25 protein-coding genes are annotated in these 22,686 nt (G+C 70.2%); 6 read left to right on the top strand and 19 right to left on the bottom strand.

Annotation, left to right across the window (positions count from 1 at the left end; all coding sequences use genetic code 11):
• The first annotated feature begins 173 nt into the window (after nucleotides 1-173).
• Both eccD and mycP read left to right on the top strand, forming a co-directional pair.
• Nucleotides 174-1,604, top strand: coding sequence for a type VII secretion integral membrane protein EccD (gene eccD, locus ACWF62_RS19410; RefSeq protein ID WP_452631052.1), 1,431 nt, complete (start codon nucleotides 174-176; stop codon nucleotides 1,602-1,604).
• The gene (gene mycP, locus ACWF62_RS19405; RefSeq protein WP_452631051.1) at nucleotides 1,604-2,956 is read left to right on the top strand and encodes a type VII secretion-associated serine protease mycosin; all 1,353 of its coding nucleotides are present in this window, start codon (nucleotides 1,604-1,606) and stop codon (nucleotides 2,954-2,956) included. Before eccD ends, mycP begins: the two co-directional genes overlap by 1 nt.
• Here the strand turns inward: mycP and eccB are convergent.
• Nucleotides 2,929-4,374 carry a type VII secretion protein EccB gene (gene eccB / locus ACWF62_RS19400; protein ID WP_452631050.1) on the bottom strand — a complete coding sequence of 482 codons (1,446 nt, stop codon included), beginning with the start codon at nucleotides 4,372-4,374 and terminating at the stop codon, nucleotides 2,929-2,931. The genes mycP and eccB overlap by 28 nt on opposite strands.
• 138 nt (nucleotides 4,375-4,512) lie before the next feature.
• On the opposite strand from eccB, the gene eccE reads away from it, so the two are divergent.
• Complete coding sequence (eccE, locus tag ACWF62_RS19395) at nucleotides 4,513-6,102, top strand: type VII secretion protein EccE (RefSeq protein ID WP_452631049.1); 1,590 nt, start codon at nucleotides 4,513-4,515, stop codon at nucleotides 6,100-6,102.
• Here eccE and ACWF62_RS19390 read toward each other — a convergent pair whose 3' ends face one another.
• The 4 genes from ACWF62_RS19390 to ACWF62_RS19375 form a co-directional block, all read right to left on the bottom strand.
• A complete protein-coding gene (locus ACWF62_RS19390; RefSeq protein WP_378571334.1) occupies nucleotides 6,103-6,666 on the bottom strand; it encodes an NADPH-dependent FMN reductase in 564 nt (187 codons plus the stop codon).
• Between the two features lie 77 nt (nucleotides 6,667-6,743).
• Nucleotides 6,744-7,682 carry an Ig-like domain-containing protein gene (locus ACWF62_RS19385; RefSeq protein WP_452631047.1) on the bottom strand — a complete coding sequence of 313 codons (939 nt, stop codon included), beginning with the start codon at nucleotides 7,680-7,682 and terminating at the stop codon, nucleotides 6,744-6,746.
• Between the two features lie 118 nt (nucleotides 7,683-7,800).
• On the bottom strand, nucleotides 7,801-9,510 hold the full coding sequence (locus tag ACWF62_RS19380; RefSeq protein ID WP_452631046.1) for an Ig-like domain-containing protein: 1,710 nt from the start codon (nucleotides 9,508-9,510) through the stop codon (nucleotides 7,801-7,803).
• A 176-nt stretch (nucleotides 9,511-9,686) separates the two neighbouring features.
• Nucleotides 9,687-10,262 (bottom strand): TetR/AcrR family transcriptional regulator, encoded by a 576-nt coding sequence (locus tag ACWF62_RS19375; RefSeq protein ID WP_452631044.1) that lies wholly within the window; start codon nucleotides 10,260-10,262, stop codon nucleotides 9,687-9,689.
• 57 nt (nucleotides 10,263-10,319) lie between these two features.
• Here ACWF62_RS19375 and ACWF62_RS19370 point away from each other — a divergent pair, with 57 nt between their 5' ends.
• Nucleotides 10,320-11,462 (top strand): acyl-CoA dehydrogenase family protein, encoded by a 1,143-nt coding sequence (locus ACWF62_RS19370; RefSeq protein ID WP_378571343.1) that lies wholly within the window; start codon nucleotides 10,320-10,322, stop codon nucleotides 11,460-11,462.
• Between the two features lie 68 nt (nucleotides 11,463-11,530).
• Here the strand turns inward: ACWF62_RS19370 and truA are convergent, their stop codons facing one another.
• From truA to infA, 8 genes are all read right to left on the bottom strand, one after another.
• Nucleotides 11,531-12,418: a tRNA pseudouridine(38-40) synthase TruA gene (truA, locus tag ACWF62_RS19365; protein WP_452631056.1), complete on the bottom strand. Its 888-nt coding sequence runs from the start codon at nucleotides 12,416-12,418 to the stop codon at nucleotides 11,531-11,533.
• Between the two features lie 2 nt (nucleotides 12,419-12,420).
• Nucleotides 12,421-12,918 (bottom strand): 50S ribosomal protein L17, encoded by a 498-nt coding sequence (gene rplQ, locus ACWF62_RS19360; protein WP_378507965.1) that lies wholly within the window; start codon nucleotides 12,916-12,918, stop codon nucleotides 12,421-12,423.
• A gap of 33 nt (nucleotides 12,919-12,951) precedes the next feature.
• Nucleotides 12,952-14,016 carry a DNA-directed RNA polymerase subunit alpha gene (locus ACWF62_RS19355; RefSeq protein ID WP_378507966.1) on the bottom strand — a complete coding sequence of 355 codons (1,065 nt, stop codon included), beginning with the start codon at nucleotides 14,014-14,016 and terminating at the stop codon, nucleotides 12,952-12,954.
• A gap of 117 nt (nucleotides 14,017-14,133) precedes the next feature.
• Complete coding sequence (rpsD, locus tag ACWF62_RS19350; RefSeq protein ID WP_378507967.1) at nucleotides 14,134-14,739, bottom strand: 30S ribosomal protein S4; 606 nt, start codon at nucleotides 14,737-14,739, stop codon at nucleotides 14,134-14,136.
• A gap of 26 nt (nucleotides 14,740-14,765) precedes the next feature.
• Complete coding sequence (rpsK, locus tag ACWF62_RS19345) at nucleotides 14,766-15,179, bottom strand: 30S ribosomal protein S11 (RefSeq protein WP_005239680.1); 414 nt, start codon at nucleotides 15,177-15,179, stop codon at nucleotides 14,766-14,768.
• Nucleotides 15,179-15,550 carry a 30S ribosomal protein S13 gene (rpsM, locus tag ACWF62_RS19340; protein WP_378507968.1) on the bottom strand — a complete coding sequence of 124 codons (372 nt, stop codon included), beginning with the start codon at nucleotides 15,548-15,550 and terminating at the stop codon, nucleotides 15,179-15,181. The genes rpsK and rpsM overlap by 1 nt, the downstream gene beginning before the upstream one ends.
• A gap of 253 nt (nucleotides 15,551-15,803) precedes the next feature.
• Nucleotides 15,804-15,917 carry a 50S ribosomal protein L36 gene (gene rpmJ, locus ACWF62_RS19335; protein ID WP_003938068.1) on the bottom strand — a complete coding sequence of 38 codons (114 nt, stop codon included), beginning with the start codon at nucleotides 15,915-15,917 and terminating at the stop codon, nucleotides 15,804-15,806.
• 78 nt (nucleotides 15,918-15,995) lie between these two features.
• Complete coding sequence (infA, locus tag ACWF62_RS19330; protein WP_003418601.1) at nucleotides 15,996-16,217, bottom strand: translation initiation factor IF-1; 222 nt, start codon at nucleotides 16,215-16,217, stop codon at nucleotides 15,996-15,998.
• Nucleotides 16,218-16,459: 242 nt separating this feature from the next.
• Between infA and dtd the strand changes: the two genes are divergently transcribed.
• Nucleotides 16,460-16,891: a D-aminoacyl-tRNA deacylase gene (gene dtd / locus ACWF62_RS19325; RefSeq protein ID WP_378507969.1), complete on the top strand. Its 432-nt coding sequence runs from the start codon at nucleotides 16,460-16,462 to the stop codon at nucleotides 16,889-16,891.
• A gap of 7 nt (nucleotides 16,892-16,898) precedes the next feature.
• On the opposite strand, the gene ACWF62_RS19320 is transcribed toward dtd, so the two are convergent.
• The 3 genes from ACWF62_RS19320 to ACWF62_RS19310 are packed head-to-tail and all read right to left on the bottom strand — an operon-like array spanning nucleotide 16,899 to nucleotide 19,184.
• Nucleotides 16,899-17,903: an aldo/keto reductase gene (locus tag ACWF62_RS19320; RefSeq protein ID WP_452631040.1), complete on the bottom strand. Its 1,005-nt coding sequence runs from the start codon at nucleotides 17,901-17,903 to the stop codon at nucleotides 16,899-16,901.
• Entirely contained in the window at nucleotides 17,887-18,321 is a 435-nt protein-coding gene (locus ACWF62_RS19315; protein WP_378571349.1) for a MerR family transcriptional regulator, read from the bottom strand. The genes ACWF62_RS19320 and ACWF62_RS19315 overlap by 17 nt, the downstream gene beginning before the upstream one ends.
• Nucleotides 18,318-19,184, bottom strand: coding sequence for a hypothetical protein (locus ACWF62_RS19310; protein WP_378571351.1), 867 nt, complete (start codon nucleotides 19,182-19,184; stop codon nucleotides 18,318-18,320). The genes ACWF62_RS19315 and ACWF62_RS19310 overlap by 4 nt, the downstream gene beginning before the upstream one ends.
• A 192-nt stretch (nucleotides 19,185-19,376) precedes the next feature.
• Between ACWF62_RS19310 and ACWF62_RS19305 the strand changes: the two genes are divergently transcribed.
• On the top strand, nucleotides 19,377-19,817 hold the full coding sequence (locus tag ACWF62_RS19305; RefSeq protein ID WP_378507973.1) for a hypothetical protein: 441 nt from the start codon (nucleotides 19,377-19,379) through the stop codon (nucleotides 19,815-19,817).
• Nucleotides 19,818-19,882: 65 nt separating this feature from the next.
• Here the strand turns inward: ACWF62_RS19305 and map are convergent, their stop codons facing one another.
• From map to secY, 3 genes are read right to left on the bottom strand one after another with little or no spacing between them, the layout of a single operon-like run.
• The gene (gene map / locus ACWF62_RS19300) at nucleotides 19,883-20,677 is read right to left on the bottom strand and encodes a type I methionyl aminopeptidase (RefSeq protein ID WP_378507974.1); all 795 of its coding nucleotides are present in this window, start codon (nucleotides 20,675-20,677) and stop codon (nucleotides 19,883-19,885) included.
• A gap of 15 nt (nucleotides 20,678-20,692) precedes the next feature.
• Nucleotides 20,693-21,238, bottom strand: coding sequence for an adenylate kinase (locus ACWF62_RS19295; protein WP_378571355.1), 546 nt, complete (start codon nucleotides 21,236-21,238; stop codon nucleotides 20,693-20,695).
• Entirely contained in the window at nucleotides 21,235-22,548 is a 1,314-nt protein-coding gene (gene secY, locus ACWF62_RS19290; protein WP_378507976.1) for a preprotein translocase subunit SecY, read from the bottom strand. The genes ACWF62_RS19295 and secY overlap by 4 nt, the downstream gene beginning before the upstream one ends.
• Between the last annotated feature and the right edge of the window lie 138 nt (nucleotides 22,549-22,686).

Genomic DNA, 22,686 nt, shown 5'->3' with positions numbered 1-22,686 from the left:
TCGGCGACCATCTGTGTGCGTCGTCCTCTCCCCTGGACCGCGCCTCGAGCGTTGGACAGTAGCGCACACCCGGTGTGACCCGCGACCCCATGGCGTCCGCGGACTGCCGTAGAGTGCGCGCAGTTTCGTTGTGGGACACGCGGGTGGGGACCCGTGTGCGAGGGGGGACGCAAGTGACGAATGTTGTGAGTGGGGGATCCCGTGCGGATCTGTGTCGACTGACGGTCCTGGCCGACAACGTGCAGGTGGACCTCGCCCTGCCCGCGGGCGCACCGCTGGTGCTGCTGATCCCCGAGATCGTCGCGATGATCGACCTGCGCCGCGACGCACCGGACGCGATCGAGCTCCGAGTCACGGCAACGGAGTGGACGCTGGGTCGGCTCGGGCACTCCCCGCTGGACCCGACCGGCACGCTGGGCGACCTCGGGGTGCGCGACGGCGAACTGCTGGTGCTGCAGGCCGCGGACCGGCGGGCACCGGCGCCGCTGTTCGACGACCTGATGCACAGCGTTGCCTCGATCGAATCCAAGACCTTCCCCCGATGGACGCCGACCTCCGCCCGAGTCACCGGATCCGTTGCGGCACTGGCGTTGACGTTGATCGGTACGGTCGGCCTGCTGGTCGCGCGGTTCAGCGACGACGGACTGGTTGGCATGGTGCTTGCTGCTGCGGTGGCGGCGCTGCTGGTCGTCGCGGGCACCGTCGTCGCCCGCGTCTACCGGGACGACGCCAGCGCGGTCACGCTGTGGGGCGCGGCGCTGGCCCCGTCGTTCGCCGCTGGCGCGCTGGTGGTGCCCGGGGTGCCGGGCGCACCGAGCCTGCTCCTCGGCGCCGTCACCTGCGGTGCGGTCGCGGTCCTTGCCGCGCGGGCGAGCGGGACGGGAGCACCGATCGCGGTCGCGACGGCGGCTGTGGCCACCGCCGCGGCGGCCGCAGCAACGGTCGCGGTCCTGACGGCGCTGCCGCCGACGGCGATCGGGGCCGCCGTCACGGCGGGCGCGCTGGTCCTGCTCGCCGCCGCGCCGCGCCTGTCGATGCTGCTCGCGAAGCTCCCACTGCCCCCGGTGCCGTCGCCCGGATCCCCCCTCGACACCGAGGAGCTCCCGGACGCCGGTCCCCTGCCGTCGTTCGTTGGGCTCGAGGCACGGGCGACCCGGGCCCGGCGCCTGCTCACCGGGCTGGTTGCCGCGGCGGGCGTCACCACCGTCGCCGCGGCCCTGACGGCCGCGGCCGCGTTCGGATCGGGCGGAATCGCCTGGCCGGGAGTAACTCTGGCCGTGGTGGCGGCGGTGGTCCTGATGCTGCGCGGGCGAACGTACGCGAGCCTCGCCCAGGCGGGCACGCTCATCGGGTCCGGCACCGCGATCCTGCTTCTGCTGCTGACCGGCGCGGCGGTCACCGACCCGGCACTGGCGCCGATTGTGTTTGCCGTCGCGGCCCTCGGGGTCGGGGTCGCCCTCGCGTTCGGCGTCCTCGCGCCGCGACACGACTTCTCGCCGGTGCAGCGTCGCGCGGTGGAACTGCTCGACTACGCGGCGATCGCGGCGATCCTGCCCCTCGCCTGCTGGGTTGGCGGCCTGTTCGCGGCGATGCGCGGCCTGTGATGGGCGTCCTGCGGGCCGTCGTGCTGATCGCCGCGATGGCCGTCCCGTTCGTGGGATCCGGCAGCGCGGCGGCGGTCGCGCCACCCACGATCGATCCCGGCGGCCTGCCGCCCGGTGACCTGCCGCCTGTGCAGTCGGAGCTGCGCGACCCGTGCCCCGCCACCACCCCGGGATCCGACCCGGCGCTGGTCCCCGCACCGCAGCGGGCCCTCGACCTGGAATCGGTGTGGCCGTTGAGCACCGGACGCGGCCAGCTGGTCGCGGTGATCGACACCGGCGTCGAGCGCCATCCCCGGCTGCCCGGGTTGATGCCCGGCGGGGACTTCGTGTCGACCGGCGACGGCACCGCCGACTGCGACGCGCACGGCACTCTCGTCGCGGGCCTGATCGCGGCAACACGGTCGGACGACACCGGGTTTGCTGGTGTCGCGCCGGACGCTCGGATCCTGACCATCCGGCAGTCGAGCAACATCTACCGGCAGGTCGGCGCCGCCGACGCCGACGGACGCAATGCGCGCGGCGTCGGCAATCTGACCACCCTGGCATCGGCGGTCCGTCGGGCGGCGGACCTCGGCGCAACGGTCATCAACATCTCCGAGGTCGCCTGCGTACCACCGGGTTTCGGCGATCATCGGGCGCTCGGCGCGGCAATCGACTACGCGGCCCGGATCCGGGATGCGGTGATCGTCGCGGCGGCGGGAAATCTGGACGCATGCAGGCAGTCGAACCCGGCACCGGATCCGGCTAGGCCGAACGCGGACCCCTGGGCGCAGGTCACCACCGTCGCCACACCCGCCTGGTACGACGACCGGGTGCTCGCGGTCGGGTCGGTGGACCCGGACGGCGCCCCGTCGGAGTTCACCCTGCCCGGCCCGTGGGTGGATGTCGCCGCCCCCGGCACCGGCATCACCTCGCTCGACCCGCGGCGACCGCGGGATGCCGGCCTCACCGACGCGGTGAACGGCGGTCCCATCGAGGGCACCAGTTTTGCCGCGCCGTACGTCGCGGGCACGGCGGCGCTGGTCCGTGCGCGGTTCCCGGAACTCACCGCGGCACAGGTGATCGCGCGAATCGAGCGGACCGCACACGCCCCGGCCGCCGGGTGGGATCCGTACGTCGGGCACGGCGTCGTCGATCCGGTGGCCGCGGTCACCGCGCCGGACCGGGAGCCGGTGACGTCGCCGCGGTCGGTGACGGTGCCGGCTCCGGCCGCGGCACCACCGCCCGACACCCGGCCACGCACGGTCGCGATGGTCGGGGCGGGGGTCGTCGCCGTCCTACTGGCGCTCGGTGTGCTCGCCTCGTTTCCGTTGCGTCGCCGGTTTCAGCGCGCAGACACATCCATCGGCTGAGCGTCCGGCGCGACGCCATCGTGTGCGAGGAGGGCGGCCTCCCTGCCGAGGGCGGGGCCCGGCGCCAACAGCGACAGGATCGGCCACGGGGCGGTCACCGGATCCCCATCGAAGCCCAAGAGCGTTGCTGTGTCTGCATTTTCGATGCCGTACCGCACCCCGGTGTCGGCGACGAAGAACAGTGCTCCCTGCCGTTCACTGGATGGCGCGGCACCGGTCGCCTGCACGAACGCGCCGGCCCCGGGTCGAACGAAGAACAGGTCCGCGTTGTCCCCGATTCCGTCGCGCTGCGCCAGGGTCACCGGACGCGCATCGGCCAGCAGCGGCAAGGCTGTTCCCGCGGCGACCGCGACGGTGGCCCGTACTCCCCCGTCCCCCGGCACCGGTCGCCAGGACAGGCAGCCGACCGGGTCGTTCGCGTCGTCGACGATCCGCGGCGCGGTGTCCGGGAACGTCTCCACCGACAGCGCCGTGGAGCGCGGTGGTCCCGCCACCGCGTCCGGGGTGACCGTCGCCATCCCGGTCGCGCCCTGCGAGTCGGCGTACCGGATTAGGTCCGCGGTGGCCCGGCCGATCCGCTGCAACCCGTCGGCGAGGACCACGTAGTAGCGGGTCTCCTTGGCATCCTGCACCTGCACGACCGAGCCGATCGGGTTGCCCCCGAACGGGTACGACGGCTGCGTCCCAGCATCACGGATGACCGGCGGGGCCAGCGCGGGCGCCTCCGGGATCGCGGCGAGCAGGCCGGCGCTGACCGGTCGGGGCACCTGACCGTCCAGGTCGAAGGCGAGGGTAACCGCGGCGTCGCCGAGGTCGACGCGACTGCGGGCGCCCTCGTGTACCAGGTAGGTGCCTGCGGTGCCCTGCACCAGCAGCGCCTCCTCCCCGGCGAGCTCCCGCACCCCGCCGGGGAGGTCCGGGCCGCCCGCAATGACGGCGGTGGTCACGGCGCGGGCCCCGCCGGCGATCGAGTCGCACACCGTCCACCCGCCCGGATCGCCCTGCGACAACGCCGACGGCGCGCCGGGGATGCCGAGCAGCGGACCGCGCGGGCGCGCTCCCAACTCGGACTCCTGCACCGAAACCGGGGCGTCGGCGGCGCCGACGATCAGCCGTGCGGAGGCCAGGTTCAGGACCGGATGCAGGGTGCCGTCGAGATCGACGAACATTGCGCCGGAATCCTTTCCAACCACGATCCGGGCGTCACCGATCTTGTCCTGCGGGCGAATGAGGGCCAGCGCCGCGCATCCGGCCACCCCGATCACGGCGAGCAGAGCGCCCACCGCGAGGGCCCGCGACTGGCTGCGCATCGGATCGTGCAGCATCCGCACGTCCCTGCGCACCAGGGCATGTTCCATCCGCCGGACCAGAAACCGGTATCCGCTGACCTGCCATCGAGTCGTCGGCTGTGCTGCCATGTTCCCTCCCCCACTTGGCGCGCACTACGGGGGCACAGAGTACAGTCCGCGGGAACCGTGGCGTGGGGGACGTCCAAACGGGGCAGGGGGATGATCGTGATTCGTTGGCGCAGGGTGGGTGCGCGTCGCCGGACGTCCGTGCCCGTCGGCACCGTCGTGTCGGCGCAGGCCGCGGCGCTGGCCGTCGGGATCGTCGGGTCCGTCGCCGGCATGGCGTGGTGGCAGGCTGCGCTGACCGCGGTCGCGGTGGCGGCACTCTGCCTGTGTCCGATGCGGGGCCGCACCCTGCTGGACTGGGGGTGGACCGCGGTCCGGTATCGCACCGGCCCCGGCGCCGACACCTCCGCGTTCACCGATGTGGACGCCGCGGACGGCGCGACGGTCGGGCTGTGCCGGGCGGCCGGGATGGTTGCAGCGGTGATCGAGGTGCAACCGGAACCGGGCGCGGTGACCCGACTGACCCGAGACACCGCCGATCACGACCAGCTGCTTCCGCTCCACATGCTTGCGAAATCCCTGACCCAGCACGATATTTCACTGTCCGGCATCGACGTCATCGCACACGGACGGCGCAGCGACACTACGGCGCCGACGGCGGCCTGCTACGACGACCTGCTCGGCCCGCTCCCGGCGGTCGCGCAGCGGACGGTCTGGGTGGTGGTGCGGTTCGACGCGAGCACCGAGTCCGCCGCGGTGGCGCGGCGCGGCGGTGGCAACGTCGGTGTCGGGCGGGTGGTGTCGATCGCAGCGCAGCGGATCGTGCGGGCCCTGGACGTCGCCGGTGTCCGGGGCCGGATCCTGACGGCACCGGAGATCGCCACCGCCCGGTCGATGATCGCGGGCGAGCCGGACGGGCAGCGCCGGTCGTGGCGGTACGCCGCGGTGCCATCCGGCTGCAGCACCGGGCATGCGATCGCTCCGCGAGAAGTGAATGCCGCACTGTTGTCGACGATCTGGGCCACCGCCGCGCTGTCCACGACGGTGACGATCCGCCTGCGTCCGGGCCGGGCACGCAACGAGTTCCGGTTCGCGGCATCGTGCCGGTCGACGACGGGTGCGGCGCCCGCTGGCGGGTGCCGCCCCGAGTTGACGCCGACCGTCGGCCGGGACGTCGAGGCCCTCCGTTCCCACCTTCCCGGCGCGCCCGACGCACTGGACGCGCTGACCCCGTTCGCGACCGTGGATCTCGCGTTCCTGGACGCGGTGCCGGTCGCCGCAGGCGGATGCGGTCAGCTGATCGGCTCCGACGCGGACGGGCGCGGCGTCACGGTGCGCGTCGTCGGGCCCGACATCGACGTCGTGACCGTCGCCGGGGATCCCTACCTGGCGCGTCAGGTCGTGCTGCGGGCGGTCGCCACCGGAGCGCGGATCGTGGTGCACACCGAGCAGCCGCAGCTGTGGCGGCAGCTGGTCGGTGCCGTCGCGGACCCGGACAGGTTGCTGCTCGCCGGCCCCGACACCCCGGTCCCGCCCTGGGCAACTGCGGTGGTGCTGGACGGCGTCGGCCCCGACCCGCTGCCGCGCGGGGTGACGGCGATCCGCGTCCACCCGGATCCGGTACCGGTCGGCGGCACCCCAGTCTCGCTCGTCCGGGTTGGCGGGCACGACAACCGGGTAATCTTGTGGGCCAACGGAACCCGATACGATCTGACGCTGGTGACGATACCGGCAGAGACGGCCCTGCTCGGCAGCCCCCGGCCTGCGGGGGATCCGCTGCCCGCGCGGTGACTAGGCCGGATACGGTCGTTCGGCGCGCGCATCCCGCGCCGCGGCCGCCCACCAGGCGAGCTGGTCGAGCATCCGATCCGCGCCATCGATCGCGGCGCCGTCGGAGGTCTCCCCGTCCGCGTCGAACCGCTTGCGGGCCCGGTGGAAGCTGACGGTCTGACGGACCGAGATCATGTGCACCTCGGCGGCGACCAACCGCAACTGTTCGGTGGCGCGCAGCCCACCGGACAGCCCGCCGTAGGAGACGAACCCGACCGGTTTGGCGCGCCACTCCTCCTTCGCGGTGTCGATCGCGTTCTTCAGCGCCGCCGGATAGCCGTGGTTGTACTCCGGGGTGACCATCACGAACGCGTCCGCCGCCGCAACCCGACGCCGGAACCGTTCGACGTCCGGGGTGCCCGCGTGATCGAGCGGCAGCGGGGTGTCGGCGAGGTCGAGCAGTACCGCGTCGAACGCCGGGTGCTGCCCGGCTCGGCGGAGGAACCAGTCGGCGACCACGGGACCGAAGCGGCCCTCGCGCACGCTGCCGAGGAGGATCTCGAGACGGATCGGTTGGGTGGGCACGGCTCATCGAACCACGCCGCAACGAGTGCGGCCCCCCGACCGTCCGGTCGAGGGGCCACGTCCGGGGCCGGGTGAGGTCAGGAACCGAACGGCACCAGCGATGCCAGGCTGCCCGAACCGGCACTGCCGGTGCCGCCGTCCTCGCCGCCGCTGTCGCCGTCACCGCCGCCGACCGGCGCGGAGGCGACCCGCACGGTCACCGCGGCGGCCTCGGAGCCGACGAACTCGGCTGCACCGGAGTAGATCGCGGTGATCGCATGCGCCCCCGCGGTGTCGAAGGTGTGCGGCAACTCCGCCGTCCCGGACGACACCGGGACCGGCGCGCCGATCGGGGTGCCGTTGTCCGCGAACTGCACGGTGCCGCCGGACGGGGCCGGGTTCACCGTCGCGGCGAGCGTCACCGCACCGCCGACGGTCGCGGCGGCGGGGGCGGTCAGCACGGTGGCGGTGGCGACGTCGGGCGCGTTGACGTCGACCCGCACCCCGATCGGGTTGAAGACCTGGCTGCTGTTCCAGCCACCGATGTCGAAGGCCAGTCCGCTGTCGACGACGCCGACCACCGCGGTCGCGGGCACCCGGTAGGTCAGTTCGACGATGACGTCCTTGTTCTTCGCGACCAGCCGGTCGGCGAGCAGCCAACTGCCGGAGACGGTCACCGTGTTCTTCGCCGCGTCGACGGCCGGGGTGATCGTGGTCGTCGACGGGCCTGCGGTCAGCGTCGAGGAGGTGAGCTTCGCGCTGCCCGGCACGTATTCGAAGCCCGCGGGGTGCACGTCGGTGAACTTCGTCAGGTAGCGGTCCGCGCCGCCGGTCACCTCGAGGACCGACCGGTAGGTCACCGTGGCGCCGCGGTCAACGGCGCCCGGGGTGACACTCTTGGTCACCTTCACATTGTCGACGGTCTCGGTCGCGGTGGTAGCCGCCGAGGCGGTGCCACCCCCGATCCCGAGGCCCAGGGTCGCGAGGGCGGCGACGCCGAGGGCGGCGGCTCCTCGGCGCATCATCGGTCGGAACATGCTGTTCTCCTGTACTGCTGATGGATCGGTGTTCGGTGGGACCTGATCGGCCCCAGGGCGCGGTCCGGCGTTGACGGTGGCCCGCCCGGTGGGTGCCGGGCGGGCCACCGTCGACGGATCAGGACCCGAAGATGTTCTCCAGCGAGCCGCCGCCCTGGGCCGGGGCAGCGGACACCGTCACGACACCCGCCGCCGAGGTGGACGGGGTGAAGCCGGTTCCGCCGGAGTACACGGCGGTGATGTTCTTGGCTCCCGCCGTCGGGAACGAGTAGGACAGCGTCGCCTTGCCGTCGACGATGGGGGCGGGCAGGCCGATCGCCCGGTCGCCGTCCTTGAACTGCACCGTGCCGCCCGCCGCCGCCGGGGCGACCTGAGCGGTGAGCGTGACGGTCTGGCCAACGGTCGCGGCGGACGGGACGACCAGCGTGGTGGCGGTCTCGACATCCGTCGGCAGCGGCTCGGACACCGTGACCGTGACCGGCTGCGACGTGGAGTTCAGGTAGCCCGGTCCGCCGACGAACACCGCGGTGATCGACTTCGTGCCGGACGCGTCGAAGGTGTGCGAGAGCGATGCGGCGCCGTCGATGATCGCGACCGGCGCACCGATGGCGGTGTCACCGTCCTTGAACTGGACGGTGCCCTGCGCGGTCGTCGGCGTCACGGTGGCCGAGAGGTCCACTGCCGCACCGACCTTCGCGGTCGTCGGGGCAGCGGCAAGGACTGTGGTCTCGACGTCCACCGGCGCCGGATCGGTCACCGTGATCGACGCCGCAGCCGACGTGGACGTCAGGAATCCACCGGCACCCGAGTACACCGCGGTGATCGACCTGCCACCCGCCGCATCGAACGCGTGCGACAGCGTCGCAACACCACCCGACACCGCAACCGGCCCACCAATATTGGCGTCACCATCCTTGAACTGCACCGTGCCACCCGCCGGAGCCGGGCTCACCGTCGCCGTCAACTCCACCGCAGCACCGGTCACCGCCGACGCCGGCACCTGGAGCGCGGTGGTCGTCTCGACATCCGCTTCGGCGACGGTGACGGTCTGCGCCGCGGAGGTCGACTCGTTCGCGGAACCGGTGGCGAGGAACTTCGCGGTGATGCCGTGGTCGCCTGCGGTCGTCGGGGTCCACGCGATCGACACCGAGTTCCCGGCCAGCGGGCCCGCACCGATCTTGGTGGCGCCGTCGTAGAACTCGACCGGGTTGCCCGCTGCGCCGCCGGTGACGGTTGCGGTCAGCTGCGACGACTTCCCGACCTTGGCGTCGGTGACCGCGGCGAGGGTGGTGGTGGACGCGTTCTTCGCGACGGTGATCGCCGGACCCTTGTCGTTGTAGGTCCCGGACCCGAGTCCGCCGGAGTAGTGCATCGACGTCGGCAGCGCCGCGCCACGAGCACAGTCCGCGCCAACGGTGTAGGAGAACTCGAAGGTGTGCGACTTGGGCTCGATGTTCGGGTAGACCGTCCAGGACCCCTTGACCTTCGCAAAATCTGCGCCCTTGCTGTCGAGGCCCTGTGCCTTGCCGTCGACCTTCGCCGAGCCCTCGACGTAGGTCAGGCACGTCGGGTGCACGTCCTTGACCTCGTGCAGGATCTCGCTGCTGGTCCACGCCTTCCGCTCGAACTTCGTCGAGGTCGTGACGACCTCACCGACCGCGGGCATGGCGTTGCTGATCGTGCGGGTGAAGTGACTGTTCCCGTCCCACCAGTCCACCGATGCCGGCGCCGCGTTGGCTGCGCCGCCTCCGACAATCATCAGCCCCAGCGGCACCATCGCCGCCACACCGACCGCGGCGACCCCCCGACGCGCTTGTGAACGCGACATACTTTTCCTCCAGGAGTTGGGACGCGCCGGCCGGCGACGGTTGTCGTGAGCAAGCGCGAATTCCTGGTCATCTTAACCAGCTTGTAGCCGTACCGTGACCCATTCCGAAGAATGTCCAGGACATTTGTCCAGGAATGTTTCCCCAGGTCAGCGTGCCCATGGAACGAGGGGCATCGCTATCTCGATAGGCCGTTGGTCACGAGAGAAGCGAGTTCCTGGTACGCCTGCGCGTCGTCCAGGCCGGTGGCGTCCGCGACCTGTCGGCGTTGAATTCGGACCATCGTCGCCGTCGTCACGTCCGCGACGAAGGCGGCGTGCGCGTCCCGGTACTCCCCCGCGGCGACCCCCTCGGTGATGAGGTCCTGCACGCGGCGCGCGGCGATGGCGGTATTGCGTTCGTACACCGCGCGGGCGACCTCGCTCGCGGCCAGGTCCGCCATGAACCGCACCGACGCCGGGCGCAGCTGCGCACCGACCGCCTCGAGGTACGCCCGAATCCGGTCGTTGGCGCCCGCCTCGCCATCGAGTGCGCGCTCCACCCGCTCCGTCGCGGCCTTGAAGAAGTGCACGGTCGCCGTCCGCACCAGCTGTTCCTTGCTTGCCGCGAGGGAGTAGAGGGTGGACTTCGAGCAACGGAGCCGGGTCGCGATCTCGTCGAGGGTCAGGTGCGCGAACCCCTCGGCGAGTAGGAGCGCGACCAGCTCGTCGAGGAGCTGCGCGCGGCGGGCCGCGCCGCGAACCTGGGTTGCCATACCAATAACTGTACTGGAGTATCGTGCTCAGTACCGATTCTTGCGAAGGAGACCACCGTGCCCGTCGACCGCCTGCTCCCCACCCAGGAAGCGCACGACCTGATCGACCTCACCCGCGACGTCGCCGACAAGGTCCTCGCCCCGCGCGTCAACGAGTGCGAGAAGACCGAGACCTTCCCGGACGGCGCCTTCCCCGCGCTGGGTGCCGCCGGGCTGCTGAGCCTGCCCTACCCGGAGGAGTTCGGCGGCGGCGACCAGCCGTACGAGGTGTACCTGCAGGTGCTTGAGGAGCTGGCCGCGCGGTGGGCGGCGGTCGCGGTCGCGACCAGCGTGCACAGCCTGTCCTGCTACGCGTTGGCCACCCACGGCACCGAGGATCAGAAGTCGCGGTGGCTGCCGGAGATGCTCAGCGGCAACACCATCGGCGCCTACAGCCTGTCCGAGCCGCAGGCGGGATCCGACGCGGCCGCGCTCGCCTGCAAGGCCACCGAGGTCGACGGCGGATACAAGATCAATGGGTCGAAGGCGTGGATCACCAACGGCGGCAAGGCCGACTTCTACACCCTGTTCGCCCGCACCAGCGACGAGGGGTCACGCGGCATCTCCTGCTTCCTGGTCCCCAAGGACACCGAGGGCCTGAGCTTCGGCAAGCCGGAGGAGAAGATGGGCCTGCGGGCGGTCCCGACCACGTCCGCACACTACGACGACGCGTTCGTCCCGGCCGAACGGATGATCGGCACACCGGGGCAGGGCCTGCCGATCGCATTCAGCGCGCTGGACTCCGGCCGGCTCGGCATCGCCGCGGTCGCGGTCGGTCTGGCGCAGGGCGCGCTCGACGACGCCGTCGCCTACGCCAAGGAGCGCAAGGCGTTCGGCAAACGAATCATCGATCATCAGGGGCTCGGCTTCGTGCTCGCGGACATGGCCGCCGCCGTCGACTCGGCCCGCGCCACCTACCTCGACGCCGCCCGCAGGCGCGACGCCGGCCTGCCCTACTCGCGCAACGCGTCGGTGGCGAAGCTCGTCGCCACCGACGCCGCGATGAAGGTGACCACCGACGCCGTCCAGGTGTTCGGCGGCTACGGCTACACGCAGGACTTCCCGGTGGAGCGGTACATGCGGGAGGCGAAGATCACCCAGATCTTCGAGGGCACCAACCAGATTCAGCGCCTGGTCATCGCCCGATCCCTGGCCAGCTGACCGCACCACAACTGTGCGTGATTTTCACCCCGGTCGGGGTGAAAATCACGCACGGGCGCGAAGCGCACTCAGCAGCAGCCGCCGGGCAGGGTCCGGACCTCACGGGTGGCGGCGTTGCGGGCGGCGAGGTTCTCGTCGGCCGGGTAGTCGACCCGCACGAGGGAGAGCCCGTGCGCCGGCGCGACCAGCACCGAACTCGAACGTTCCCGCTCCTGCAGCAGCGCGGCGGTCCAGTCGACGGCGCGCCTGCCCTCCCCGACCGCGAGGACCGCACCGACCAGGCTGCGGACCATCGACCAGCAGAACGCGTCGGCGCTGACGTACGCGGTCAGGATGTCACCGTCACCGCGAGCGGAGTCATCATTCGACCGCAGCCAGTCGAAGCGTTGCAGGTCGCGGACCGTGGTCGCGCCCTCGCGGCGACGGCAGAACGCGGCAAAGTCGTGCAGCCCGAGCAGCGCGTGCGAGGCGGCCCGCATCGCGTCCAGGTCGAGCACCTTCGGCACCGACACGGTGTCCCTGGCGCGCAGCGGCTCCGCCCCGTAGCGCGCGGTGGTGACGCGGTACTCGTAGTGCCTGCGGATCGCGGAGAAGCGGGCATCGAAGGCGGCGGGGACCGGCGTGATCGCCTTGACCCGCACATCCGCGGGCAGGAACCGGGCGAGCCTGCGCACCAGGCGCTCCGGCTCCTCGATGTCCTGCGCGAGATCCAGATGCGCGACCTGACCACTCGCGTGCACACCGGCGTCGGTGCGGCCGGCAACGGTCAGCTGCACCGGCTGCCGCAACACCGTCGCGATCGCCTGCTCCAGCACGCCGCACACCGTCCGCAGCCCGGGCTGGCGGGCCCAGCCGGAGAAGTCGGTGCCGTCGTAGGTGATGTCCAGTCGAAAGCGAACGAACCCGCCCTCCCGGAGGGGAGTGACGGGTTCGTTCGCAGGTTCTGACGCGTTCAGCGTTAGTCCTTCTTGTCCTCGTCGGCCGCGGCCTCGGTGGACTCGGCCGGAGCGGCCTCGGTCTCCTCGACCTTGGTCTCCTCGGCCTTGGCCTCCTGCGACGCCTGGACGCGGCGGGCGCGATCGGCCTCGGAGGTGACCGTCTGCTCCTTGACGAGCTCGATGATCGCCATCGGGGCGTTGTCACCCTTGCGGGGGACGGTCTTGATGATGCGGGTGTAGCCGCCGTCGCGCTCCGCGTAGAACGGGCCGATCTCCGCGAACAGGGTGTGCACGACATCCTTGTTGCGGATCACCTTGAGGACCTCGCGACGGTCGGCGAGGGTGCCACCCTTGGCCTTGGTCACGATCTTCTCGGCGTACGGACGCAGGGCCTTGGCCTTGGCCTCCGTGGTGGTGATGCGGCCGTGCTCGAACAGCGCGGTCGCCAGGTTGGCGAAGATCGCCTTCTGGTGCGAAGCCGACCCGCCGAAGCGGGCACCCTTCTTGGGCTTGGGCATGATGAATCTCCTAGTAAGGACCCAGTGAGCTGGTTACAGCTGCTCGGTCTCGGCGTAGTCCTGGTCGTTGCCGTCGCCCTCGTTGAAGGCACCGGCATCGGTGTCGCTCCAGGTCCCGGTGGCGGCGTCGTAGCCGGCAACCGTGGACGGATCGAACGAGGCCGGGCTGTCCTTGAGGGACAGGCCGAGCGAGTGCAGCTTGACCTTGACCTCGTCGATGGACTTCTGGCCGAAGTTGCGGATGTCGAGCAGATCGGACTCGGTGCGGCCGACCAGCTCGCCGACCGTGTGCACACCCTCGCGCTTGAGGCAGTTGTAGGACCGGACCGTCAGGTCCAGGTCCTCGATCGGCAGCCCGAAGGACGCGATGTGATCGGCCTCGGCGGGCGAGGGTCCGATCTCGATGCCTTCTGCTTCGACGTTCAGCTCACGGGCCAGGCCGAAGAGCTCAACCAGGGTCTTGCCCGCCGAGGCGAGCGCGTCCCGCGCGGTGATGGAGTTCTTGGTCTCCACGTCCAGCACGAGCCGATCGAAGTCGGTGCGCTGCTCGACGCGGGTGGCCTCCACCTTGTAGGTGACCTTGAGCACCGGCGAGTAGATCGAGTCGACCGGGATGCGGCCGATCTCGGCGCCGGACGCCTTGTTCTGGACGGCGGGGACGTAGCCGCGACCGCGCTCGACGACGAGCTCGATCTCCAGCTTGCCCTTGTCGTTCAGGGTGGCGATGTGCAGATCCGGGTTGTTCACCGTGACGCCGGCCGGGGGCACGATGTCGCCAGCAGTGACGGCGCCGGGGCCCTGCTTGCGGACGTACATGGTGACCGGCTCGTCCTCTTCCGAACTCACGACCAGGCCCTTGAGGTTCAGGATGATGTCGGTGACATCCTCCTTCACGCCGGGGACGGTGGTGAACTCGTGCAGGACGCCGTCGATGCGGATGCTGGTGACAGCAGCGCCGGGGATCGACGACAGCAGGGTGCGGCGAAGCGAGTTGCCGAGGGTGTACCCGAAGCCGGGCTCAAGGGGCTCGATGACGAACTTCGAGCGGTTGTCAGCGATGACCTCTTCGGTCAGGGTGGGTCGCTGCGAAATGAGCATTGGTTCTCCTCCTGTACGGGCGTCCGCTATTTGACGCCCACGTTGGATGGTGCCTTCGGCACCCGTGCGCGGCTTGCAGGTCCGAGGACAGGCAAACCGCGCACGGGCCGTGAGGCTTTACTTCGAGTAGAACTCGACGATCATCTGCTCCTGCAGCGGCACCTGGATCTGCGCACGCTCCGGCTCCTGGTGGACCAGGATCCGCAGGCGACCCGGGACGACCTGCAGCCAGCCCGCGTTGGGGCGCTCGGTGTAGGTCTCGCGGGCGATCTGGAAGGGCAGGGTCGCCAGCGACTTCTCCCGGACATCGATGATGTCGTACTGGGAGACGCGGTAGCTGGGGATGTCGACCTTCTTGTTGTTCACCAGGAAGTGGCCGTGGGTGACCAGCTGGCGAGCCTGACGACGGGTCCGGGCCAGGCCGGCGCGGTACACGACGTTGTCGAGGCGGGTCTCGAGGATGCGGAGCAGGTTCTCGCCGGTCTTGCCGGGGCGAGCGTTCGCCTCCTCGTAGTAGCGGCGGAACTGCTTCTCCATGACGCCGTAGGTGAAGCGAGCCTTCTGCTTCTCCTGCAGCTGGAGCAGGTACTCGCTCTCCTTGATCCGCGCGCGGCCGTGCTGGCCCGGCGGGTAGGGGCGACGCTCAAACGCCTGGTCGCCTCCGACGAGGTCGACGCGCAGACGACGCGACTTGCGGGTAACGGGTCCGGTATAACGTGCCATGTTCTTTTACCTATCCTTCCCGCTACTTAAACGCGACGCCGCTTGGGCGGGCGGCAGCCGTTGTGCGGCTGGGGGGTGACATCGGAGATGGTGCCGACCTCGAGACCGGCGGCCTGCAGCGAGCGGATCGCGGTCTCGCGTCCGGAGCCGGGGCCCTTGACGAAGACGTCGACCTTCTTCACGCCGTGCTCCTGCGCCTTGCGGGCAGCGTTCTCGGCGGCCAGCTGGGCGGCGAACGGGGTGGACTTACGCGAGCCCTTGAAACCCACGTGGCCCGACGACGCCCACGAGATGACGTTGCCTGCCGGGTCCGTGATGGACACGATCGTGTTGTTGAAGGTGCTCTTGATGTGAGCGGCACCGTGCGGGACGTTCTTCTTGTCCCTGCGACGCGCCTTCTGGGTCTTCTTGGGACCGGTGCTACGTGACTTCGGAGGCATTACTTCTTCTTCCCTGCGACGGTGCGCTTCGGACCCTTACGGGTACGCGCGTTGGTCTTGGTGCGCTGTCCACGCACGGGCAGACCACGACGGTGGCGCAGGCCCTGGTAGCAGCCGATCTCGATCTTGCGACGGATGTCGGCCTGCACCTCGCGGCGCAGGTCGCCCTCGACCTTGAGCTCCGAGCCCTCGATGTAGTCGCGGAGCTTGGTGAGGTCGTCGTCGCTCAGGTCCTTGCTGCGCAGGTCGGCGCTCACGCCGGTAGCCGCGAGGATCTCCTTGGAGCGGGTACGGCCGACGCCGTAGATGTAGGTCAGTGCGATCTCCATCCGCTTTTCGCGGGGAAGATCGACACCCATGAGTCGTGCCATGTGGCATTCCTTTTCGGTGTGCGGAGGTCTGCTCCCAGCCCATCCCCTGTGTCACCGCCGGTTCCGGGTGTCCCGATCCCGGCGGTACGTCTTTCAACTAACTCAGTGGGGCCCCGGCCTCCGTGCCGGGGGTGCACCGACGTCTGCCCGTGGATCCGTCACCCGAGGGTGTCGTGTCCGGTGGCCGTGAACGCCGGCAGGTGCTGGAAGGTCATCTGTGCTTGTTGCCAAGCAGATCTTCGAGAAGAGCGATCTAGCCCTGACGCTGCTTGTGGCGCAGGTTTTCGCAGATCACCATGACCCGCCCGTTGCGGCGGATCACCTTGCACTTCTCGCAGATCTTCTTGACGCTGGGCTGAACCTTCACGTCTGTCTGATCTCCTGTGTGTCGCCCACCGGTCGGTGGACATACCTCTCCCAGACCAGGGCCGGCCCGGGAAGCCTGTTACTTGTACCGGTAGACGATGCGACCGCGAGAAAGGTCGTAGGGCGACAGCTCTACGACGACCCGGTCTTCGGGCAGGATGCGAATGTAGTGCTGACGCATCTTGCCGCTGATGTGTGCGAGGACCTTGTGGCCGTTCTCCAGCTCAATGCGGAACATCGCATTGGGCAGCGGCTCGACAACTCGTCCCTCGACCTCGATGGCCCCGTCTTTCTTAGCCATATCCTCCGCGATCCGTTGGTGGGCATCGTTCTCCGTTACGGTGGTGCGGACGCGATGGAGAACCGGCCGCTCACTGCCTTCGAGTGCACCCCGAGAACGACGCGGGAAGCGGGACCGAAACAGCGGACAACCGGCACGCAGGACGCACCATTGATCCACTTTACCGGAGTTCTCCCACCAGGCCAAATGCTGCGCGGAGCCCTCCCTGCCGCGCAGCCCTTCCGACCGAAAGGACGATGCCCGTGCGTGCGGTGGTGCAACGAGTGACCGAGGCGTCGGTGGAGGTGGAGGGGACGGTCGTCGGCCGGATCGCGCCGAGCGGGCAGGGCCTGCTCGTCCTGCTCGGGGTCGGCCACGACGACACCGCCGCGACCGCGGCCGGACTCGCGACAAAGATCTGGCGGCTGCGGATCCTCGACGACGAGCGGTCCGCCTCCGACGTCGACGCCCCGATCCTGGTGGTCAGCCAGTTCACCCTGCTCGGGGACGCCCGCAAGAGCAGGCGCCCTTCCTGGTCGGCGGCCGCCCCGCGCCCGGTCGCCGAACCCCTCGTCGACGCGTTCGCCGACGCCCTCCGCGAGCTCGGTGCCACGGTCGCAACCGGGCACTTCGGGGCTCACATGCACGTCGCGTCGGTGAACGACGGACCGGTGACGCTGCTGCTCGAGGCCTGATCGCCGGTCAGCCGTCGATGCTCGACATGTCCCCGTAGCGGGCACCGGCGACCGCGTCCCGCGGCACCGCGGCCGCCAGTGCCTCCAGGTCCGCGGCCGTCAGTTCGACCGCGGCCGCGGCCACGTTCTCCTCCAGGTACCGCACCCGCTTGGTGCCGGGGATCGGAACGATGTCGGGGCCCTGCGCGAGCACCCAGGCCAGCGCGAGTTGGCCGGCGGTGACCCCCTTCCCCGTCGCCACCGCCCGCACCCGCTCCACCAGCGACAGGTTCGTCGTGAGTGCGTCGCCCCGGAACCGCGGGAAGTAGTCCGAGCGACGCAGGTCGCCCTCGCCCGTCGCACCGGTCGCGGCGGTGACCGCGCCGGTCAGCAGCCCACGGCCGAGCGGCGAGTACGGCACCAGGCCGATCCCGAGCTCGCGAATCGTCGGCAGGATCTCGTCCTCGAGGTCGCGGCTAAACAGCGAGTATTCCGTTTGCAGTGCGGTGATCGGGTGGACGGCGTGCGCCCGCCGGATGGTGTCCGGGCCCGCCTCGGACAGCCCCAGGTGGCGGACCTTGCCCGCCGCAACCAGTCCCGCCATCGCGCCGACCGTGTCCTCGATCGGCACCGCGGGGTCGACCCGGTGCTGGTAGTACAGGTCGATGTGGTCGACGCCGAGCCGTCGCAGCGAGGCGTCACAGGCCGCGATGACGTAGTCGGGTCGGCCGTTGATTCCCATCCGGGTGCCGTCGGGGCGTCGCTCGTTGCCGAACTTCGTGGCGAGCACCGCCGCGTCCCGCCGACCCGCGACCGCGCGGCCGACCAGCTCCTCGTTGACGAACGGGCCGTACATGTCGGCGGTGTCGAGCAGGGTGACACCAAGATCGAGGGCGCGGCGGATGGTGGCGATGCCGGTGGCGTCGTCGGCGGGGCCGTAGAACTCCGACATGCCCATGCAGCCGAGGCCGAGGGTGGAGACGGTCAGGGGCGAGTCGAGTCCGAGGGTTCTGGTGTCAAGGTCGGGTGTCATGCGACGAGTCAACGTCTTCGAGCGCACTCGAAGTCAAGCCCCGCGCCGCGACCCTCTCGGTGTACACCCCGATCTTCGTATCGAGCGCGGCCAGGTGCTCGGTCACCTCCGCGAGCTGCGCCAGCACCCTGCCCCGATGCGCCAGCAGCAACTCCAGCCGGTCCGGTTCGGTGCCGTCCCCGGCGCGAACCAACGCCGCGTACCGCTGAATCTCCCGGATCGGCATCCCGGTCGCCCGCAGCCGGGTGATCAGTTCGATCCACGCCACATCGAATGCGGTGTATCTCCGGTGCCCGGACGACGCCCTGCCGATCTCGGCGAGCATCAGCCCGTCCCGCTCGTAGTAGCGCAGGGTGTGCGCGGTGAGCCCGGTCCGCGCGACCACCTCCGCGATCGTCATGCCCGGATCGGCGGTCATCGGATCTCCTCGCGCGGGTCGAACGGGCGGAGCGGGCCGACCTCCTCGAACACCCAGCGCAGCCAGGTCGTCTCCTCCCCCGCGCATGCCCACAACTCCGACCAGCCTGCCGGGGACGCCACCCGAACCTGGGTGGCCGTGAGGAAGGCCCACTGCGTGATGTGCACCCCGTCGTAGGCGGCCGCGATACCCGGCCAGTCCGGCACCCGACCGCCGTTCGATCCCCACGGTTCACCGTCGGTCCGCGGGTCCGACCGGTCCGCCGGAGCAGCGGTGACCCCGTGCCGGGCGACGAGGTTGTGCCAGTCCGCGGCCGAGCCGATCTCCGCGACGCGCGCCGCTGGCGACACCCGAACGGTCCGGGTGCTGGCCTCGTAGTCGTCGACCCAATCTGCATGACCCGCCGCGGCGCACGCATGATGGGCGGACCAGTCGTCGGGGGCCGTCGAGGTCAGGGTCGACGTGGCGATCCGGTCCGCCGGGCGCTGCGCATACAGGTCGAATCCGCCGACCTCGGTCGGCGTGAAGTGGGTGTCCGGGTCGGGGAAGTCCAGGCTCTCGTACGGCTTCAGCCAAACCTGACGCTCACGGCGCAGCGGCGACCACCAACCCGCCGCGCCAGCCAGGTCCACCACGTCGGCGGCAAGGTCCCGATGCTCCCGGCCACACCGGAGGGCAGCCTCAACGGTATCCGCGTGGCCGTCCCACCACGGGCTCAGCTCGGCGACCGCCGCCGACACCACGGACGGGCCCGCGATCGGATCGGCCAGGTCCACCAGGGTGTGTGTGCCGTCGGCGAGCCATCCGAGCAGGACACCACCGCCCGGTGACGCGCACAGCTGCTCGATCCGGTCCGCATCCATGCCCGCGACGATAGCCGGGATCGGAAGCCCCCTGACCCGGTTGACCTCCGTCGTAGTCTGAATTGGTGCGGTGTACATCCCGCACGGCGTCGGCATCGCGTGCCGTCCCCGCCTCACGCCTCCTCCTTCCCCCGGCCGCGACCACCCCACCGGATACCCGGCAGGTACCCGGCGCAGTCGCAGGAGGTCACCATGTCCCGACATGTCACCCGTCCCCGAGCCGCGGTCCTCGCCGCGGGAGCAGGCGCCGCCGCCGCGCTGCTGATGGCCCCGCCCGTCGCCTCGGCAGATGTCGCACCCGGCAGCGTCGCAATCGAGCCGGGCCTCAACATCCGGGTCGGGACCGCCGACTACGGCACCACCTGCCCGTACAAGGTGACCGCCAAGGCAACCGAGAACGCGGAGACCGTCGAGTTCTTCTCGCGCCCGGATCCGGGCGGCGCCTGGACGAAGTTCGGCACCGACACCTCCACCGCTGTCAACGACACCGTCGAGGCAACCTGGACACCGAACGCGACCGGGAAGTTCGTGGTCAACGCCAACGATGTCGGCGCAGGGGGCGGTGTGAGCGCGGCGCCGGTCACCGTCGGCAACGGCTTCAACGTGTTCGGCGTCGCCTGCATCGTGTTCTGACATCGGAGACGCGAAACGGGCGGCGGCACCGAGTCCGGTGCCGCCGCCCGCTCGTCGGGTGCGTGCTATTCGGGGCGGAGCGTGAGGATCCGCGGACCGTCCTCGGTGACCGCGACGGTGTGCTCCCAGTGCGCGGCGCGGGATCCGTCGATCGTCACCACGGTCCAGTCGTCGTCGAGGACCTCGGTCTCGGTGGTGCCGAGGGTGAGCATCGGCTCGATCGCGAGGACCGACCCGACCACCAGTTCCGGGCCCTTGCCTGGCTTGCCCTCGTTGGCGAGGAACGGCTCCATGTGCATCTCGCGGCCGATGCCGTGCCCGCCGTAGCCGTCGACGATGCCGTAGCTGCGGCCGTGCGACCGTTCCGCGGCCCGGGTGCCCAGTTCGATCGCGTGCGAGATGTCGGTGAGCCGGGCCCCGGGCAGCATCGCCGCGATCCCCGCCTCCATCGACAGCCGGGTGGCGTCGCTGAGGTCGCGGTCCGCGTCGGACAGGTCCCCCACCCCGAACGTCCAGGCGGAGTCGCCGTGCCAGCCGTCCAGGATCGCGCCGCAGTCGATGGACACCAGGTCGCCCTCGGCGAGGACGTCGCCGGCGGACGGGATGCCGTGCACCACGCGGTCGTTCACGGACGAGCAGATCGAGCCGGTGAAGCCGTGATAGCCGAGGAACGACGGCACCGCGCCGGCATCCCGGATCGTCTGTTCGGCGATCCGGTCCAGGTCCAGGGTGCTGACCCCGGGCGTGGCCGCGGCCCGCACCGCAACCAGGGCCGCGCCGACGATCGCCCCGGCCGCGGCCATGGCGTCGAGCTCACCGGCGGTGCGGAACGGGACGACCTTCTTACGACGAAACCCCACGAGCGGATCCTCTTCTTACTTGCCGAGCGCGGCGAGCGCGCGGGCGTTGACCTCGTCGATCTCACCGACGGCGTCGACGGTGACGGTGCTGCCCGCGTAGTAGTCGAGCAGCGGTGCGGTCTCCTCGCGGTAGACGCGCATCCGGTTGCGGATGACGTCCTCGGTGTCGTCGGCGCGGCCGCGGGCCAGCATCCGCTCAACCACGACGTCGTCCTCGACCTCGAACGCGAGCACGCCGTCGAGGGACACGTTCAGCCCGGCGAGGATCGCCTTCAGCGCCTCCGCCTGGTCGACGGTGCGGGGGAACCCGTCGAGCAGGAAGCCGTTCGCGGCGTCCGGCTCGGCGACCCGGGCCTTGACCATGTTGTTGGTGATCTCGCTGGGCACCAGGTCCCCGGCATCCATGTACTTCTTCGCCTCGAGGCCGAGCGCCGTCTGCTGCCCGATGTTCGCGCGGAACAGGTCGCCCGTCGAGATGTGCGGAACGCCGAGCTTCTCCGACAGGATTTCGGCCTGGGTGCCCTTACCGGCACCGGGAGGTCCAACGAGGACGAGTCTCACTTGAGGAACCCTTCATAGTTGCGCTGCATGAGCTGACTTTCGATCTGCTTGACGGTGTCGAGGCCGACGCTGACGAGAATCAGCACGGCTGCGCCGCCGAAGATGCTGGTACCCGACGTCCCCTGCGCGAGGAAGAAGTTGGGCAGCACGGCGATCAGACCGAGATAGATGGCGCCCGGCAGCGTGATGCGGCTGAGCACGTACTGGAGGTAGTCCGCGGTCGGACGGCCGGGACGAATCCCGGGGATGAAGCCGCCGAACTTCTTCATCTCGTCGGCGCGTTCCTCCGGGTTGAAGGTGATCGCGACGTAGAAGTAGGTGAAGAAGACGATGAGCAGGAAGTAGATGAGGATGTAGACCGGGTTCGCCGGGTTCACCAGGTACTCGTTGATGATCCGCTGCCACCAGCTGGGGTCCGTGGTGCTCGTCGCGCCGGTCAGCTGCGCGATCAGGTTCGGCAGGTACAGCAGCGACGACGCGAAGATGACCGGGATGACACCCGCCTGGTTGACCTTCAGCGGCAGGTACGTCGACGAGCCGCCGTACATCTTGCGGCCGACCATCCGCTTCGCGTACTGGACGGGGATCCGGCGCTGGCCCTGCTCGACGAACACGACACCGGCGATCAGCACCAGCAGCGCCACGCAGACCGCGGCGAAGATCAGGCCGCCGCGCGAGTCGAGGATGGCCCCGCCCTCGGACGGGAGCCGGGACGCGATGCCGGCGAAGATCAGCAGCGACATGCCGTTGCCGACGCCGCGTTCGGTGATCAGCTCACCCATCCACATGACCAGTGCCGCGCCCGCGGTCATCACCAGCACGATGGTGACCATCGCGAACACCGAGTCGTCGGCGAGGATCGGCTCCTGACAGCCCTGCAGCAGCTGGCCGCGGGCGGCGAGGGCGACGATGCCGGTGGACTGCAGGATCGCCAACGCGATCGACAGGTACCGGGTGTACTGCGTCATCTTCGCCTGGCCGGACTGGCCCTCCTTGCGGAGTTCCTCGAACCGCGGGATGACGACGGTCAGCAGCTGCACGATGATGCTCGCCGTGATGTACGGCATGATGCCGATCGCGAAGATCGACAGCTGCAGCAGCGCGCCACCGGAGAACAGGTTGATCAGCGAGTAGATGCCCGCCTGCTCGCTGCCCGAGATCTGATCGATACACGCCTTGACGTTGCCGTAGTCGACGCCGGGCGACGGCACCGTCGCACCGAGCCGGTAGAGCGCGATCAGTCCGAGTGCGATGAGGATCTTCCGCCTCAGGTCTGGAGTCCTGAAGGCCGAGACGAAGGCGGAAAGCAAGAATCCTCCTGGGCACGACGAGGTGAGGGTGGGCGAGAGCGCCCGATGGTCGGGTGAACTCCAGAACTCTATCAGTGGCGCCGGAAGCGACCGCCGGGCAATCCCATAAATCGCCGCCAACGGCGACGGCCGCGGCAC

Source organism: Rhodococcus sp. NPDC054953 (assembly GCF_053609225.1).
This window is presented reverse-complemented; position numbering and strand designations above follow the sequence as displayed.